This window comes from Endozoicomonas sp. ISHI1 (genome assembly GCF_024606225.1).
Lineage (GTDB): Bacteria > Pseudomonadota > Gammaproteobacteria > Pseudomonadales > Endozoicomonadaceae > Endozoicomonas_A.
On record NZ_JAGRPU010000022.1, the window covers coordinates 48,421 to 62,346 of the forward strand.

The 13,926-nt window shown below is 48.6% G+C and carries 14 protein-coding genes; 13 read left to right on the forward strand and 1 reads right to left on the reverse strand.

Annotated features, from left to right (window positions below; translation table 11 throughout):
* Positions 1 to 229 precede the first annotated feature (229 nt).
* The 12 genes from KBW69_RS14470 (at position 230) to ccmI (ending at position 11,019) form a co-directional block, all read left to right on the forward strand.
* Complete coding sequence (locus KBW69_RS14470; protein WP_257281320.1) at positions 230 to 1,771, forward strand: hypothetical protein; 1,542 nt, start codon at positions 230 to 232, stop codon at positions 1,769 to 1,771.
* Between the two features lie 201 nt (positions 1,772 to 1,972).
* A complete protein-coding gene (locus tag KBW69_RS14475) occupies positions 1,973 to 2,482 on the forward strand; it encodes a hypothetical protein (RefSeq protein WP_257281321.1) in 510 nt (169 codons plus the stop codon).
* Between the two features lie 264 nt (positions 2,483 to 2,746).
* Positions 2,747 to 3,145 carry a hypothetical protein gene (locus tag KBW69_RS14480; RefSeq protein ID WP_257255257.1) on the forward strand — a complete coding sequence of 133 codons (399 nt, stop codon included), beginning with the start codon at positions 2,747 to 2,749 and terminating at the stop codon, positions 3,143 to 3,145.
* 603 nt (positions 3,146 to 3,748) lie between these two features.
* On the forward strand, positions 3,749 to 4,423 hold the full coding sequence (ccmA, locus tag KBW69_RS14485; RefSeq protein ID WP_257281322.1) for a cytochrome c biogenesis heme-transporting ATPase CcmA: 675 nt from the start codon (positions 3,749 to 3,751) through the stop codon (positions 4,421 to 4,423).
* Positions 4,392 to 5,105, forward strand: coding sequence for a heme exporter protein CcmB (gene ccmB / locus KBW69_RS14490; RefSeq protein WP_373690700.1), 714 nt, complete (start codon positions 4,392 to 4,394; stop codon positions 5,103 to 5,105). The genes ccmA and ccmB overlap by 32 nt, the downstream gene beginning before the upstream one ends.
* A 31-nt stretch (positions 5,106 to 5,136) precedes the next feature.
* Complete coding sequence (locus tag KBW69_RS14495) at positions 5,137 to 5,886, forward strand: heme ABC transporter permease (protein WP_257254224.1); 750 nt, start codon at positions 5,137 to 5,139, stop codon at positions 5,884 to 5,886.
* Positions 5,886 to 6,233: a heme exporter protein CcmD gene (gene ccmD / locus KBW69_RS14500; protein WP_257281323.1), complete on the forward strand. Its 348-nt coding sequence runs from the start codon at positions 5,886 to 5,888 to the stop codon at positions 6,231 to 6,233. Before KBW69_RS14495 ends, ccmD begins: the two co-directional genes overlap by 1 nt.
* The gene (gene ccmE, locus KBW69_RS14505; protein ID WP_257254226.1) at positions 6,230 to 6,766 is read left to right on the forward strand and encodes a cytochrome c maturation protein CcmE; all 537 of its coding nucleotides are present in this window, start codon (positions 6,230 to 6,232) and stop codon (positions 6,764 to 6,766) included. Before ccmD ends, ccmE begins: the two co-directional genes overlap by 4 nt.
* Entirely contained in the window at positions 6,763 to 8,799 is a 2,037-nt protein-coding gene (locus KBW69_RS14510; RefSeq protein ID WP_257276006.1) for a heme lyase CcmF/NrfE family subunit, read from the forward strand. Before ccmE ends, KBW69_RS14510 begins: the two co-directional genes overlap by 4 nt.
* The gene (locus tag KBW69_RS14515; protein ID WP_257252306.1) at positions 8,796 to 9,338 is read left to right on the forward strand and encodes a DsbE family thiol:disulfide interchange protein; all 543 of its coding nucleotides are present in this window, start codon (positions 8,796 to 8,798) and stop codon (positions 9,336 to 9,338) included. The genes KBW69_RS14510 and KBW69_RS14515 overlap by 4 nt, the downstream gene beginning before the upstream one ends.
* Positions 9,335 to 9,850 (forward strand): cytochrome c-type biogenesis protein, encoded by a 516-nt coding sequence (locus tag KBW69_RS14520; RefSeq protein WP_257252304.1) that lies wholly within the window; start codon positions 9,335 to 9,337, stop codon positions 9,848 to 9,850. The genes KBW69_RS14515 and KBW69_RS14520 overlap by 4 nt, the downstream gene beginning before the upstream one ends.
* Entirely contained in the window at positions 9,847 to 11,019 is a 1,173-nt protein-coding gene (gene ccmI / locus KBW69_RS14525) for a c-type cytochrome biogenesis protein CcmI (RefSeq protein ID WP_257276008.1), read from the forward strand. Before KBW69_RS14520 ends, ccmI begins: the two co-directional genes overlap by 4 nt.
* Before the next feature lie 95 nt (positions 11,020 to 11,114).
* Here the strand turns inward: ccmI and KBW69_RS14530 are convergent, their stop codons facing one another.
* The gene (locus KBW69_RS14530) at positions 11,115 to 11,417 is read right to left on the reverse strand and encodes a hypothetical protein (protein ID WP_257254202.1); all 303 of its coding nucleotides are present in this window, start codon (positions 11,415 to 11,417) and stop codon (positions 11,115 to 11,117) included.
* A gap of 279 nt (positions 11,418 to 11,696) precedes the next feature.
* Between KBW69_RS14530 and KBW69_RS14535 the strand changes: the two genes are divergently transcribed.
* Complete coding sequence (locus tag KBW69_RS14535; protein WP_257276010.1) at positions 11,697 to 13,841, forward strand: hypothetical protein; 2,145 nt, start codon at positions 11,697 to 11,699, stop codon at positions 13,839 to 13,841.
* Positions 13,842 to 13,926 lie beyond the last annotated feature (85 nt).

Consider the following 13,926-nt stretch of genomic DNA (forward strand, 5'->3'; position numbering starts at 1 on the left):
GTAGTTTTTGAAAGAAAGTAACTTTTGATTTTCTTATCGCAAAAACTAATAAAATTATAATAACGCACATCAAAATAGATGAAAGGGTGGGAATGATGGGAAAATATTAACTGATTCTTTTTGTCTGCTCAGGTTTTATTGAGGTCTGTTATGCGGGTTCACAATTGAACGAAGAATTTCATTTGGCCAACTACTTACGCCTACAGGATTATTAGTGTAGCTGACATTTATGTTAGGGAATTATTTTATCATTGATCCAAAATATAAAAGTGATGTTTTTGATAAGGTTTGGATACATTTTTTGTTTTGCCCTGGTAAGGAAGATACAAGTATTACAAAAGAGGAGCTAAGAAAAAACATGAATATTACAGAGCTTGATTCAGGACTTTTTAGTCAAGACCTGACAATGTTTTTAAATGAGCCTGAACCAAAAGGTAGCTCAAGATTTAACAAAAAGCCGGTCAAAATTGTGGTTGCTACCCGGCAGTTCATGGGCGATACCATTGCATTGAGGGGGTATGGTGATATTGCATCCGGGGTAAGGGAGTTAGGTTATGTCAGGAAACTCTTTCCTGAAGCAACTTGCTCATTTGTTTTTGAACACTATGCCGCTGACATTGATGAGCTGAATCGATTAAGATCCATTGCCACCTTTGATGACGTTAAAACCTACATTCTGGATGGTCACCATCAACAAGGATTCCGGCCACCTGAACAGCAGCAGTTAGCCGCAGTGCATCAGGAAAAGGAAGTCTGTCAATTGCTGCATGAGGCCAATTTTATCTTGCATGGCCCGAGTGGTTTGATAGCACCGCTGGCAAACAGCAAAGGTGAATTTGCCAGCAAAACGGTGGGTGTTAGTGAATATGAAACCAAAAGCGGAGATTATAGTGAAACAGGCCGTCATGGAATAGAAGAGATTGATATGGGCTTTAGCTGTCAGCGTTTATACCTGATGGAAAATACATACCCTGACACGGTATTCAAGGACGATTTACTGCGTAAGTATTGCGCTAACCCACTGAGCAAAAGCAGTGATGGGAATGACCAGAGCGTATTTTATTTTGTCTATGGACATGATGAATATTTTCTTGCTCAGGCGCTGAGAGTTCTGGTGCTGATGGAAGGAGACAACGACAGAGATGTGGTGTTAGTCAGCTCTCGGCAGCTTAATCCGGGCTACTTCAGCAAGCATTTCCCCGAACAGCAGCCGGACTTTTTTCCCTATAAGTCAGTTAATTTATTTAAAATCAACAGTGATGATAAAAAAGATGTGATCATGACTTTCCAAAATCCCGTTGGTCAGAAGGAAAAAAATGTAAACATTATTATCCCTGATCGAATAGTAGATAGTGACTTTGATCTTTTACAACAAAGTTCTGTAATCAATTGGAGTTCCGGTGATATCAGCATCTCCGATGTTCTTGCCAAAGGAAAAATCCCAATCATTGAGCAATATAAAAAATGGTATCTATTTAAGGAAGTGGTGATAACAATGGAAAAATTTTGTGCAATTCCGGGAAATGAGCAATATGCTCTTTTGATAGCCCCTTGGAAAACGGCTAGTGCGAACTTACCTGATAACACCGTGGGTTCTCTTAAGAACAACCCAGATAAGAGAGTCTCATTGCAACAACTGCTTGGTGCGCAATGGCAAGCGTTCGAACGTGACTTCACGGATTGGTTAAAAAAGAACAATCAAACCGAATCATTTATCCGGGAAAAAGCAGAAGCGATTATCCGGAAAACCATCTTTGCTGAAAAGGATTAATAATCAGAGGCTTTTGCTGTGTCTGCACAAACCCGATATGGGATGGTGTTTTAAGAGTTGGAATAAACTCAAACTGACCCTTATGTTGCCATAATCGATTATGCTCAAAGCGCCTTTTTCAGCTTCTGGCAGGTAGGTTTTTTCCGGGTTTCTTGCAGAAACCTGGCGGGCAAAGGCATTGAGTGTTTCAGTTGTTGTTGTTTGCCAGTCTCCGATGGAGCTGGATGGATTGGTTTTAATGGTATCGCTGATGTGGTCGTGACATTTGGCAGGGCTACACTTAATGCTCACCAAATAGATAAAATGGTGGAAATAATGAGGAAGCACGAACTTCTTATTTTGGTTGGCCTTGGCTTTATTAATATAAGTTATGCCGGTTCACAAATAACGGAAAGTGATTGTGAGTTTCTATACACTCCTGCTGATACGTTCTGGTATTTTACTCCTGCCAGTGATCCTTCGACTGTCGTAGGGGCCCAATGTTCTCTTTGCAATTACAATGACATGGATTGTCCTGTTGGGAGGCATCATCGGTGTTGTCTGACTATTGCCGGTGCCAGTAAAACGTCTGATACAGACTATTTTGGTGGTGTTAGTACCTTCACTAAAGGCTGGAGGTTGTATAAGCATTACTCAACCAAAGCTGAGCTCTTCCGGGACGTTAATAAAGGCGAACTCAGGAAGGGATATGAAAAATGTATGAGTGAGTAATAGTCCTGAGAGAATTTCCGATAAGCGTCTGTCTTGCCCCACCCGAAAAGATTTTAGAAAGCATCCCTGCGGATTTCACCTGATGGGTGGTTTTTTACAGAGACACCATTTTGGCTCATGGCGTTTTGGCTCATGGCGTTGCAATCCTTCCGAAGCAGGGCTTTGCAGGCATGAAATCTGAGTGAAATATTCAGTACAAAAAAGCCCCTCAAAATTGATAAGGCTATACTTACCACTCGCCGAAAAGATGGCATGGTGAAAGTGATGAAGAAGTACGAGCTGCTTTTTTTGTTTTGCATTGGTTTTATCAATGTAAGTTATGCCGGCCCGCAAATCACCGGAGGTGACTGTCAGCATCTATACACCCCGTCAGATACATTTTGGTATTTTACGCCTGAAAATCCATATACTGCCGCAGGGGCTCAATGCGCCCTTTTAAAAGAGTACGATGTGTCTTGTCCGGTTGGGAAGCATAATTCTTGTTGCCTGATTATTGCCGGAGACAAGAACATACCAGATACAGATTATTACGGCGGTGTTAGTGTTCTTCTTAGCGGAAGGTGGCTGGTGTATAAAGATTACTCAACCAAAGCTGAACTCTTCCGGGACGTCAACAAAGGCGAGCTTAGAAAAGCCTATGAAAAATGTATGAATGAATCATAGGCCTGAGAGGCTATCCGGTAAGCACTTTTCCTGCCCCCCATCTAATTATTGGAAAACACTTCAGGTAGATCGGAAATCAAGTGTACCGGTTTCACGTTGCTATGCCTGCCGATTGCACCTGATCGGCAGGTTTTTGCCCAGACATCACAGAAAGAGAGCTATGTTGCTGTAGCTCATTCGATTTAAGGCGCTGTCCGCTATTATCACTGTCTGTTTTCCGGGACTGTCTGCCGGATCTGAAAATGAAAGGTATGGATGGACTGGAAACACTCAAGGCTATGAGGGCAAGGGGTGGCTTCGCGGGTTGAGGCTGGGGTCTGGTGGGTGAACAACCGGGATCGTTGATGACTCCGGCGAATGAGAACGCTGAGCTGGCTCGAGTCAGTTCAATTTCAGCGGATTTACCCAATCTAGATAGTTAATTACTTCGGAACGAACGTCTTTTTCGATATAATCCTGTCCGACTTTATGACTGTCAGAGTGTTTTTTGAACAGTCAACAGACGTCAATCGTAAACTGCTATGAAATTTCAGCCGTATAAGGGCTGAGACGCCAAGGGTCTCCGAAAGACTCATTTGACTGACAGATTTTAGGGAAAACGACTTGCTCGAAGTGGCTAAGCTGGAGTGTGAACGAGACGATCGTGTTCTTTTTTCAAATCTCTCCATTCAACTGTCCCCCGGTCAACTGCTACAGGTAGAAGGCTGTAACGGAGCGGGTAAGACCACGCTTTTGAGAGTGCTGGCTGGCCTCTGCGGCGATTATCGTGGCGAGGTGATCTGGCAGGGGCAGAAGCTTTCCAGCATCTATGCGGAATTTAGGTTGTCGACATTTTACTTTGGTCACAAGCCTGCCGTTAAAACTGAACTCACTCCGATTGAGAATATTCTCTGGCGCTCAAACCTTCGTAACGAACGTTACCCGGAACCGTCGATTTTTTCGGCGCTGGAGCAAGTGAACCTTGCTGGCTATGAAGAGATTCCCTGTGGGCAGCTTTCGGCAGGGCAGCACAGACGGGTGGCTCTGGCAGACCTTTCGTTGTCAGCCACGCCGCTCTGGATTCTCGATGAGCCCTTTACGGCGATTGATATGGAGGGAGTGGCCTGGCTTGAACAACTGCTGGCCCGGCATGTCAAAAAAAACGGTGCTGTGGTAATGACCAGCCATCAGAGTTTGTCAAAGCTCTCTGACCGGGTCACAAAGCTGCCTCTGGAGGCATATGCCGCTTCAGATGAAGAGACCGGTCATGAAGAGTCAGGGGCCTGTGGTTATGAGTGACACTTCATTACGGGGTGGCCGGGCATTTCTGGGAATGGTTAAACGAGACCTTACACTGGCCTTTCGGACACCGGGGCAGACCTTGAATCCGGTGGCCTTTTATCTGATGGTCGCCAGTCTGTTTCCTCTGGGTATCGCCCCTGAAAAAGAACTTTTGTCTCAGTTAGCCGGGGGCATTGTCTGGATAGGTGCTTTGCTGGCAGTCCTTCTCTCCCTCGACTCCCTGTTCAGAAGTGACCAGGAAGACGGCTCACTGGATCAGCTATTATTGTCGCCCCACCCATTGCCTTTACTGGTGTTGGCTAAAATTTCTGCGCATTGGCTGACGACCGGTGTGGCACTGATTGTTATGGCCCCCTTACTGGCCTTGATGTTGCATTTACCGACACAGGCTTTCCCTGCATTAATACTGAGTCTGCTGGTGGGAACACCCCTGATGAGTCTCGCCGGAGCTATTGGTGCTGCGCTGACAGTGCGTGTTCAGAGGGGAGGAATACTACTGACATTGCTCTCTTTACCTTTATATATTCCTGTTTTGATTTTCGGGACAGGTGCCGTTCAGACGGCAGTGGAGGGTATGTCCTATTCAGGGCACTTATTGTGGATGGCAGCATTGCTGATATTTGGATTGTGTCTGGCGCCTCTGGCGATAGCCGCATCACTGAGAATAGTTGCAGACTGAGCAACAGGAACCAGTCACGGTAGAGTAAAAAATGAACTGGACTTTTTTTCACAAACTGGGCTCGCCCAAATGGTTTTACGAGATCAGTGGCAAATGGTTGCCCTGGTTGGCCATTGTGGCAGCCCTGTTAATGGCAACCGGCTTGATCTGGGGCCTGGTATTTGCGCCACCGGACTATCTGCAGGGTAATAGTTACCGGATCATATTTATCCACGTTCCTACCGCCTTTCTGGCATCCGCTATCTACGTGATGATGGCCTTTGCAGGTATCGTCACTCTGGTGTGGAAAATGAAACTGGCTGATATGGCACTCAAGTGTTGTGCACCCATCGGGGCTTCTTTCTGCCTGTTGGCTCTGATAACAGGTGCCATCTGGGGTAAACCGACCTGGGGAACCTGGTGGGTCTGGGATGCCAGACTGACCTCTATGCTGATTCTGCTGTTCCTCTATATGGGGGTCATCGCCCTTCGAGGTGCCATGAGAAACACCAATACCTCGGCCAAAGCCTGCGCCATCCTGACTCTGGTTGGGGTGATTAATATCCCTATCATCAAATTTTCTGTTCAGTGGTGGAATACCCTGCACCAGGGCGCCACGCTCAAGTTAACCGAGAAGCCGTCCATGGCACCTGAGATGCTTTGGCCTCTGCTGATCAGTATTGCGGCTTTTTATCTGTTTTTTACCGTCGTCCTTATTCTCCGTTTGCGAACCGAAATACTGGACCGTGAGCGCCGAACTAAATGGGTTCACAAGACCGTATTGGCCAGACAGGAGAATTGATGACTATGTATTTTGAAAATCTGGCCAGTTTGATACACATGGGTGGTCACGGTGTTTATGTGTGGTCAGCTTATGGCATGGGGCTACTGATCATTGTCTACAACATAGTTTCCCCATTGCGGTTCAGAGAGCGGATTGTGTCCCAGATTCAGCGTCAGGTGCGCAGCAGCCAATCCAGAGGTTGGAACCTTGGCGTTGATAAGAGCCTCAGCCTCAGTAAAAGCTCAAACGGGAACAAAAATCAACGCTCCGGGGCTGACAGAGAGCAAAAACTAACAATAGCCCGTCAGCAGGAAGATAGCGTCAACATTAAAGCTCAGGGTGCCCGGGAGGGGGAAGTGGAATGAATCCGGTTCGCAGACAACGCTTATTATTGATCCTTTTATTGGTAGCCGGCGTCGGTATTGCTGTGGCCCTTGCTCTGTTTGCCCTGAAGGAAAACATCAACCATTACTTCTCACCAGCCCAGATGGCCACTGGCGAAGCGCCCGTTGGTCAGAGGATCCGGGGTGGCGGTATCGTGGTTCCGGGTACGGTCAAACGTGATCCGAATAGCCTGAAAGCCACTTTCCGAATCAGTGATGGCGATGGTGAAGTGGAAGTGGAATATACCGGAATCCTGCCGGACCTTTTCAAAGAAGGTCAGGGCATTGTCGGAACCGGAAAACTGGATGAAAACCGTCGTTTTGTAGCCGAGGAGCTATTGGCCAAGCATGATGAAAACTATATGCCTCCGGAAGTACAGAAGGCCATCGACAAGGCTCATGGTACGAAGTCAGGCAATCCGTCAGATAAATCTAATGGCGCCCCGTCGTACCAGAAAGAGAATCAACAGTCTTTAGAGAACCCTCAGCCTCAACCATCGGAGAGCCAGTCATGAATCCTGAACTGGGGTTGTTTGCCCTCATACTGGCCACCTGTCTGGCACTGCTGCAAAGCATTATTCCGTTGCTGGGTAGCTACAATGGTCGACTGAACTGGATGGCCACTGGTAAAACGCTGGCTTCAGGGCAGTTTGTTTTTGTCCTGTTATCGTTCATGTGTCTGGTGTTCGCTTTTGTCTCGGATGACTTCTCTGTTCAGTACGTTGCCAGCAATTCAAGCTCCCTGCTGCCTGTTTACTACAAGGTGACTGCGGTTTGGGGCGGTCATGAAGGCTCTCTGCTGCTCTGGATTCTGACTCTTACGGGCTGGGGACAGGTGGTTGCCCTGCGCAGCAACAAATTGCCGCCGGAACTGTCTGCGAGAGTTCTGTCGGTCATGGGTATGATCAGCGTTGGCTTTCTGTTGTTTATTCTGCTGACTTCTAACCCATTTGCTCGTATTCTGCCATTCCCCCCTGTTCAAGGTTCTGACTTGAATCCGCTACTGCAGGATCTGGGTATGATTGTTCATCCACCCATGCTTTACATGGGGTATGTAGGTTTTGCTGTAGCCTTTGCTTTTGCTATTGCGGCCCTGCTCGGTGGACAGCTTGACAGCGCCTGGGCTCGATGGGCTCGTCCCTGGACAACTGTGGCATGGTGCTTCCTGACTGCCGGCATTTCCCTGGGAAGCTGGTGGGCTTACTACGAGCTGGGCTGGGGTGGCTGGTGGTTCTGGGACCCTGTGGAAAATGCTTCCCTGATGCCCTGGCTGACCGGTACGGCCCTTATTCACTCTCTGGCGGTGACTGAAAAACGCGGACTGTTCAAGAGCTGGACACTGCTGCTGGCTATCACCACATTCTCCCTGAGTCTGTTTGGTACCTTTCTGGTTCGTTCCGGTGTGCTGACCTCTGTTCACGCCTTTGCCAACGATCCTGAGCGTGGTCTCTTCATTCTCGGCTATCTGCTGGTGGTTGTGGGGGCTTCCCTGACCCTGTTTGCATTCAGGGCACCGGAAGTGAGAAGTAAAATCAGTTTCTCACTGCTATCGCGCGAAACCTTGTTGCTACTCAATAACATTATTCTGGTGACCAGTTGTGCCACGGTACTGCTGGGTACTATGTTCCCACTACTCCTTGACTCTTTGGATCTGGGCATGATTTCTGTTGGCCCTCCCTACTTTAATCTGCTGTTTGTTCCACTCTCCATGCTGCTGGCTGCCTGTCTGGGTATCGGTATCCTGCTGAACTGGAAAAAAGGTTCTCTCAGCTGGTTGAAGCAGCAGGTGCGCTGGATATTGGTCGTTTCTGTTGTCGGTGGCATCATCTTCAGTTTCTTATACGGTGACCGCTTCCTGGTCAGTGAAGCCCTGGCGATTGGACTCGTGCTCTGGATGGTATTAACCATCGGTAAGGATGTTCGCAACAAAACCCGAAACATCGGCCTTCTGAAAGGAATGAGAAAGCTCAAACCTGCCTATTATGGTATGCAACTGGCCCACCTGGGACTGGCAGTGACCTTTATAGGGGTGGCTCTGACCTCTGGTTACAGCGTTCAGAAAGATCTGCGTATGAATCCGGGCGACACAGCCCGGGTGGGTGAGTACGTCTTTCGTTTTGATGGTGTGAATCAGCGCCAGGGCCCTAACTATGTTTCTGACTTCGGTACTGTGAAGGTCTTTAAAGATAAGCAGCAGATTGCTGTCCTTAATCCCGAAAAGCGTGTCTATACCGTTCAGGGTATGCCGATGACAGAGGCTGCCATTGATTCGGGCCTGACCCGTGATCTTTATGTAGCCCTGGGAGAGCCTCTGGGTGACGATAGCTGGGCTGTTCGGCTCTACGTTAAGCCTTATATTCGTTTCATCTGGCTAGGCTCTATCTTCATGGCTCTGGGTGGTTTGCTGGCCATTTCGGACAAGCGTTATCGTGTCCGTCTCAAGAAGAAAGTCGCCCTGAGCGGGAAAAAAGCTGCATTGGCGGGTAATCCCGGGCCCTCCCTGGATTCAGGGAAAGATGCAACCGTCACCACAGGAGGTCAGGCGTGAAGCGTTGGAAACTGTTTTTACCGTTAGCTTTCTTTTTGACTTTCTGTGTTCTGCTCTACATCGGTTTGTTCATGGAAGATAAAAATGAACTGCCTTCTATGCTGCTGGACAAGCCGGTTCCTGAATTCAGCCTGAAAAAATTGCAGCAGCCCGCAGAGACCGTTACTGAAGAAGCATTGAAAGGCAGGATTCTGTTGCTTAATGTCTGGGGCTCGTGGTGTCCGGCCTGTAAGGTGGAGCACCCCTACCTGATGAAACTTGCCCGCGAAGGCATCAATATTGTTGGCGTCAACTACAAGGATGAGCGTCAGGGGGCTTTGGAATGGCTGGATCGTCTGGAAGACCCTTACCTTTTCAATATTGTTGATAAGGATGGCAGGTTGGGTCTTGATCTGGGGGTCTATGGCGCACCGGAAACCTTCCTGATCGACAAGCACGGTGTGATTCGTTACAAGCACATCGGGATCCTTGATGACCGGGTCTGGAAGAAAGATCTCAAGCCCCTTTACGATGCCCTGCAAAAGGAGTTAGTGCAATGACTCTCGACTTTTTTTTCAGGCGCTCATCACTGCTGGAATCTGTAAGCGTCTCCATGCTGATGGGGCTCGCTGTGCTGTTAGTCAGTTTGAGCGCCCATGCCGGGGTCATTGAAAACTATCAGTTTGACTCTCCCCGGCAGCAGGAACAGTTTTTCCGTTTGAACGAACAGCTGCGCTGCCCTCAGTGCCAGAATCAGTCCATTGCTGATTCCAATGCGCCTGTTGCGCAAGATCTGCGTCGTCAAGTGCACCGTATGATCGTTGAGGAAAAGGCGGATGATGACACTGTTATCCAGTTCATGCTGGATAGGTACGGTGATTTTGTACTCTATAAACCCAGAATGGATGCCCGCACCATTATGCTCTGGTTTGGCCCTCTGATTCTGCTGCTTCTGGGCATTTTTATACTGTTCAGAATCCTTAAAGAGCATCGTCCGGAGACCGAAGTTGAAGGGCTGGACGAGCAGAACAAAGCCGAGCTTGACAAGATACTGGGTGGTAAAGATAAATGACGCAGTTCTGGATAATCGCCACAATATTAACTCTCACTGGTATGGCTCTGGTCATGCTGCCTTTGTGGTTTCGCAGTCGACGCAGTTCTGATCAGGATGTTTCAGACAAGGCTTCCAACATCGCTTATTTCAGAGAGCAGGAAGCGGATCTGACAAAGCAGCGGGACCAGGGTTTGGTAACGCCAGAGGATGCCGAACTGATTCGCACTGAGCTGAAAAAAAAACTACTGGAAGATGTGACTGATAAGGAAGAAACACTCAGTTACACAAGCAGTAGCAGCAAAGGTCTTGCTTTATTCCTGGCCCTCCTGATTCCAACTATGGCCGTACCGGTCTACCTGCATCTGGGAGCTCAGACCGAGCTGTCTGTGACTGGGATGATGATGAATCCGGATGCTTCTCATGAAGAGATGATCTCTGCGCTGGAAGCCTGGCGCGACAAGCGACCGGATAATGCTCAGGCCTGGTATCTGCTGGCGGGCCGCTATATCGCAAAGGGGGAAGTGGATAAGGCGATTGACGCCTATAAGACACTCTACACGGTCTCGGAAGGCAGTCCTCAGGCAGCGGCTCAACTGGCTCAGGTACTGTTCCTGGCCAACCGTAACCAGGTTAATGGCGAAGTTCGTGGCCTCTATCAGGATGCTCTGAGCAAGGACGAAAGCAATACTACGGCATTAGGGCTCAAGGGCATTGATGCTTTCGAACGGGAAGATTACAAACAGGCTGTGCAGGCCTGGACCAAAGCACTCTCTATTGAAAATGATATGACTGCACGACAGTCATTGTCTGTGGGTATCACCAAAGCACGTAAGCTGATGGGTGAGGCGGTTGCAGAATTGAGGATCAATGTCGAATTGGCTCCCGAACTCAGTGACCTTCCAGCTCAGGCTAGAGTTATCGTGTTTGCCCGTGAGAGTGGTGTTAAAAAGCCCCCTATTGCTGCTATTCCTCTGAAGGTGAGTGACCTTCCCAAAGAGGTAATACTGGATGATAATGCCGCCATGATGATGGGGGCCAGCAGTCTGTCAGATGCAGAAAGTCTGGATGTCGTCGCTCGTATTACCCTTTCGGGCGATGTGGCCCAATCGGACTATCAGGCTGAAGTTCGTGACGTGAAAATCAAGGATAATGGTGTTATCCAGCTACGAATTGCACCTGCCAGTTGAACTCGCTTGAACGCCGAATTCAAATTTGCTGTCCAGTTGACAGACCGGGCAGCATTTTCTCTCTCTTTCGCTCCATTTTCATCATTTCGTTCCTGTTATTGTGATTGTGATTCGGTTTCTATAATGATCGGTTCATTGTAGGGAAAAGTCATTTTCCAGGAGGGCTTGCCCGGCTGCCCGGGAGAGGGCTGGTAGTCGCCCCCCCGGCCGTGTTTCATCCGATATTGGTTGGCATTGATGCGGTTCTGGCGGCTGATGGCTGATTCTTCCTCTGTCAATACCGGGGCAGGGCGCTCATGGTCATAGAAGCTATCTTCCTCAGCCATCGGCTCAGTGACACAGCTTGTTAGCAGGCTGCACAGTATTATTGTTGTGGGTACGAGCAGTAGTTTTGTCATAGCGAGTGTTTTCCAAATCCTGTATTTACTTTAAACCGATAATTGTAGACGCTGTAAATCAAGGAGGCAGGTTTAGTCTTCTCCAATATGAAATGAGCCCATGATTTGCCCGGGGACCCCTTTGGTTTTTGACAGAAAATCTTTGACAGAAAAGCACGCTTATTTTCTTGATCTATCCTTCGTCCTTATCAATCGGAACGCAGGGCTGGAATTATTAAACACTCACTCTTTGCGGCGCTGCTGTTGCCGACATTGTCTGTCGTCTGTCAGGCCGAAAGGTTGACAGAACGTTATATTATCGAGCTTGAACAGGATAGAATTTTTCCAAACCAGAGTTTTTCTATAAAACCTGCGGGAACCCCGTCAGACATTTTCGACCCAAACGGCTTCACAGAACCAGATTCATCGCCCGATGACACACCGCGCAGATCTTGGGGTTACAGGGTGAAAACGACCATGATCGAATCGATTGCGTGGCAATCGCTTTATGCCACTCAACTGCTGGCTGCTTACGAACGGACACTGACCATCAAAGTGACTCCTTTAAGTAACACCCCATACTCATGGTTGACTGCAGAAGCGGCTGTCGCGATCATCTGGCTTTTAAAAAGCCGTTGGAACCCCGGTTCATCGTCGCTTAATCCGGTTGGACAAGAAGAGGCCAGTCAGGATTATCCGTTTGCGACCATCACTATGATGTATGGCTCCGGATCTGACCGATCATCATACCAACCATCAGAATCATCGGGCCAACAAACTCCCGAAGCCACCACCCGCCCCGCAGGCTTTTGCATTAGCTCCTTTTATTCTGGCACTGGCGGCGGTAACGGAGATCCTTATAAACGCCTGCATTCTCTGGCGTTTAATTGTTTCGTAAATCCGTGTCATGGTGTTTGTCAATTCCGGCCGTCATCTCATGGCAGATTGCCCGCTGAATGGCCACCGGACTCTGAACAAAGCTCATGTCCCCACTTGGCCAATGGGTACTGTTTTAGATGCATGAATTATTCTGATTCTGTAAGCGCTCCACATTTCATGGGCGCAGGGGCGTTCAATACAACTGGCGCTCCCGGCCTGGCCAATGATGGTGTGAATTTTCCTGCCACTGCTGGCGGTGTTTCGGCCATAAATGGGTTAATCGTTCCACGTAGCCTTCCCGAAGAAGCCGGAATTTCCCTTGCGCTTACCCAGTTCATTCCCCCATTGGAGACTTCAGAGAAACAACAAACAACGACAGGATCATTCCAATTGAGTCAGAGTCAACCTCACGTTTCCGGGACAAACACTGTAAAGGCCCAGTCAGATCAAAGGTTCAAATTCCACACCAGGCAACGAACCTGTGAGGTGACAGTGATTGCCAAGGATGGTCGGCAGCAGTCATGCGGGAAGGTCTGCGGCAATGCTCAAGCCCTTTGGGCTCACAAAAGAAGATTCCACACCGGGCCGCAAACCTGTGACGTAGCAGTGGTCAATGAGGCCGGCCAGCAGCAGACATGCGGTATTGTCTGTAAGAATACACAAGCTCTGATGGATCATAAATGCAAATTTCACAGCGGGCGGCAGCAACCAATCTGCGAGTTGACAGTGGTCGGCAAGGATGGTCAGCAGCAGGCATGCGGGAAGGTCTGCAAGAATATGAAGGTCATGTGGGTTCACAAAAGAAGAGCCCACACCGGGCCGCAAGACTGTAAAGTAAAAGTGGTCACGGAAAATGGTCAGGTGCAGCCGTGTGGGATGGTCTGTAAGAATGCTCAAGCCCTCTCGCTTCACAAAAACAGATGCCATAACGGGTACAGAACCTGTGATGTTACAGTGGTTGGCAATGATGGCCAGCTACGGCCATGCCTGATGGTCTTCAAGAATGCCCAAACCCTGGCGAGTCACAGAAAAAGCGCCCATAGCGGGCAACAAATCTGTAACGCGATGGTGGTCGGGGAGGATGGCCTGCAAAGAACATGCGGGAAGCTCTTCAGGAATGCTCTGCATCTATCGAATCACAAGAGCAAATTCCACACTGGGCAAAAAACCTGTGACATGACCGTGGTTGGAGAGGACGGCCAGTCGCGGCCATGCGGAATTATCTGCAAGAATGCTTCCACTCTGTCAAATCACAAAAGTAAAGAGCACAGCAGACAACAAATCTGTGCTGCAACTGTGATCGGGGAGGATGGTCTGTGGCAACCATGCGGGATTGTCTGTATGAGTGTCAGAGCCCTGTCGCAACACAAAAGAAAAGTCCACACCCGGCAACAAACCTGTGTCACGCTAGTGGTCGGGGAGGATGGCCAACCGTGGCCATGTGGAAAGGTCTGCAAGAGTGTTAAAGCTCTGACTGATCACCAAAGAGCACATCGAAAACGCAAGCCTGATGATATGGAGCAGAACAGAAGACTTCGACCTCTGAAAGGTAAAGTGAACAAGTAAAACCCGCACTTTCATAACGCTTAAGCTCTTCTTCGCCAGAAGCTGCATAGAGCTTGATAAAATTGCCAGAATGGTTGTTGACCGG

What these genes read in the sequence shown, in the direction of transcription:
- KBW69_RS14510 (WP_257276006.1), top strand. Translation starts at nt 6,763, where the DNA reads ATGAATCCTGAACTGGGGTTGTTTGCCCTCATACTGGCCACCTGTCTG.
- KBW69_RS14530 (WP_257254202.1), bottom strand. Translation starts at nt 11,417, where the DNA reads ATGACAAAACTACTGCTCGTACCCACAACAATAATACTGTGCAGCCTG.
- KBW69_RS14480 (WP_257255257.1), top strand. Translation starts at nt 2,747, where the DNA reads ATGAAGAAGTACGAGCTGCTTTTTTTGTTTTGCATTGGTTTTATCAAT.
- ccmD (WP_257281323.1), top strand. Translation starts at nt 5,886, where the DNA reads ATGACTATGTATTTTGAAAATCTGGCCAGTTTGATACACATGGGTGGT.
- KBW69_RS14495 (WP_257254224.1), top strand. Translation starts at nt 5,137, where the DNA reads ATGAACTGGACTTTTTTTCACAAACTGGGCTCGCCCAAATGGTTTTAC.
- ccmI (WP_257276008.1), top strand. Translation starts at nt 9,847, where the DNA reads ATGACGCAGTTCTGGATAATCGCCACAATATTAACTCTCACTGGTATG.
- KBW69_RS14520 (WP_257252304.1), top strand. Translation starts at nt 9,335, where the DNA reads ATGACTCTCGACTTTTTTTTCAGGCGCTCATCACTGCTGGAATCTGTA.
- ccmB (WP_373690700.1), top strand. Translation starts at nt 4,392, where the DNA reads ATGAAGAGTCAGGGGCCTGTGGTTATGAGTGACACTTCATTACGGGGT.
- ccmE (WP_257254226.1), top strand. Translation starts at nt 6,230, where the DNA reads ATGAATCCGGTTCGCAGACAACGCTTATTATTGATCCTTTTATTGGTA.
- KBW69_RS14470 (WP_257281320.1), top strand. Translation starts at nt 230, where the DNA reads ATGTTAGGGAATTATTTTATCATTGATCCAAAATATAAAAGTGATGTT.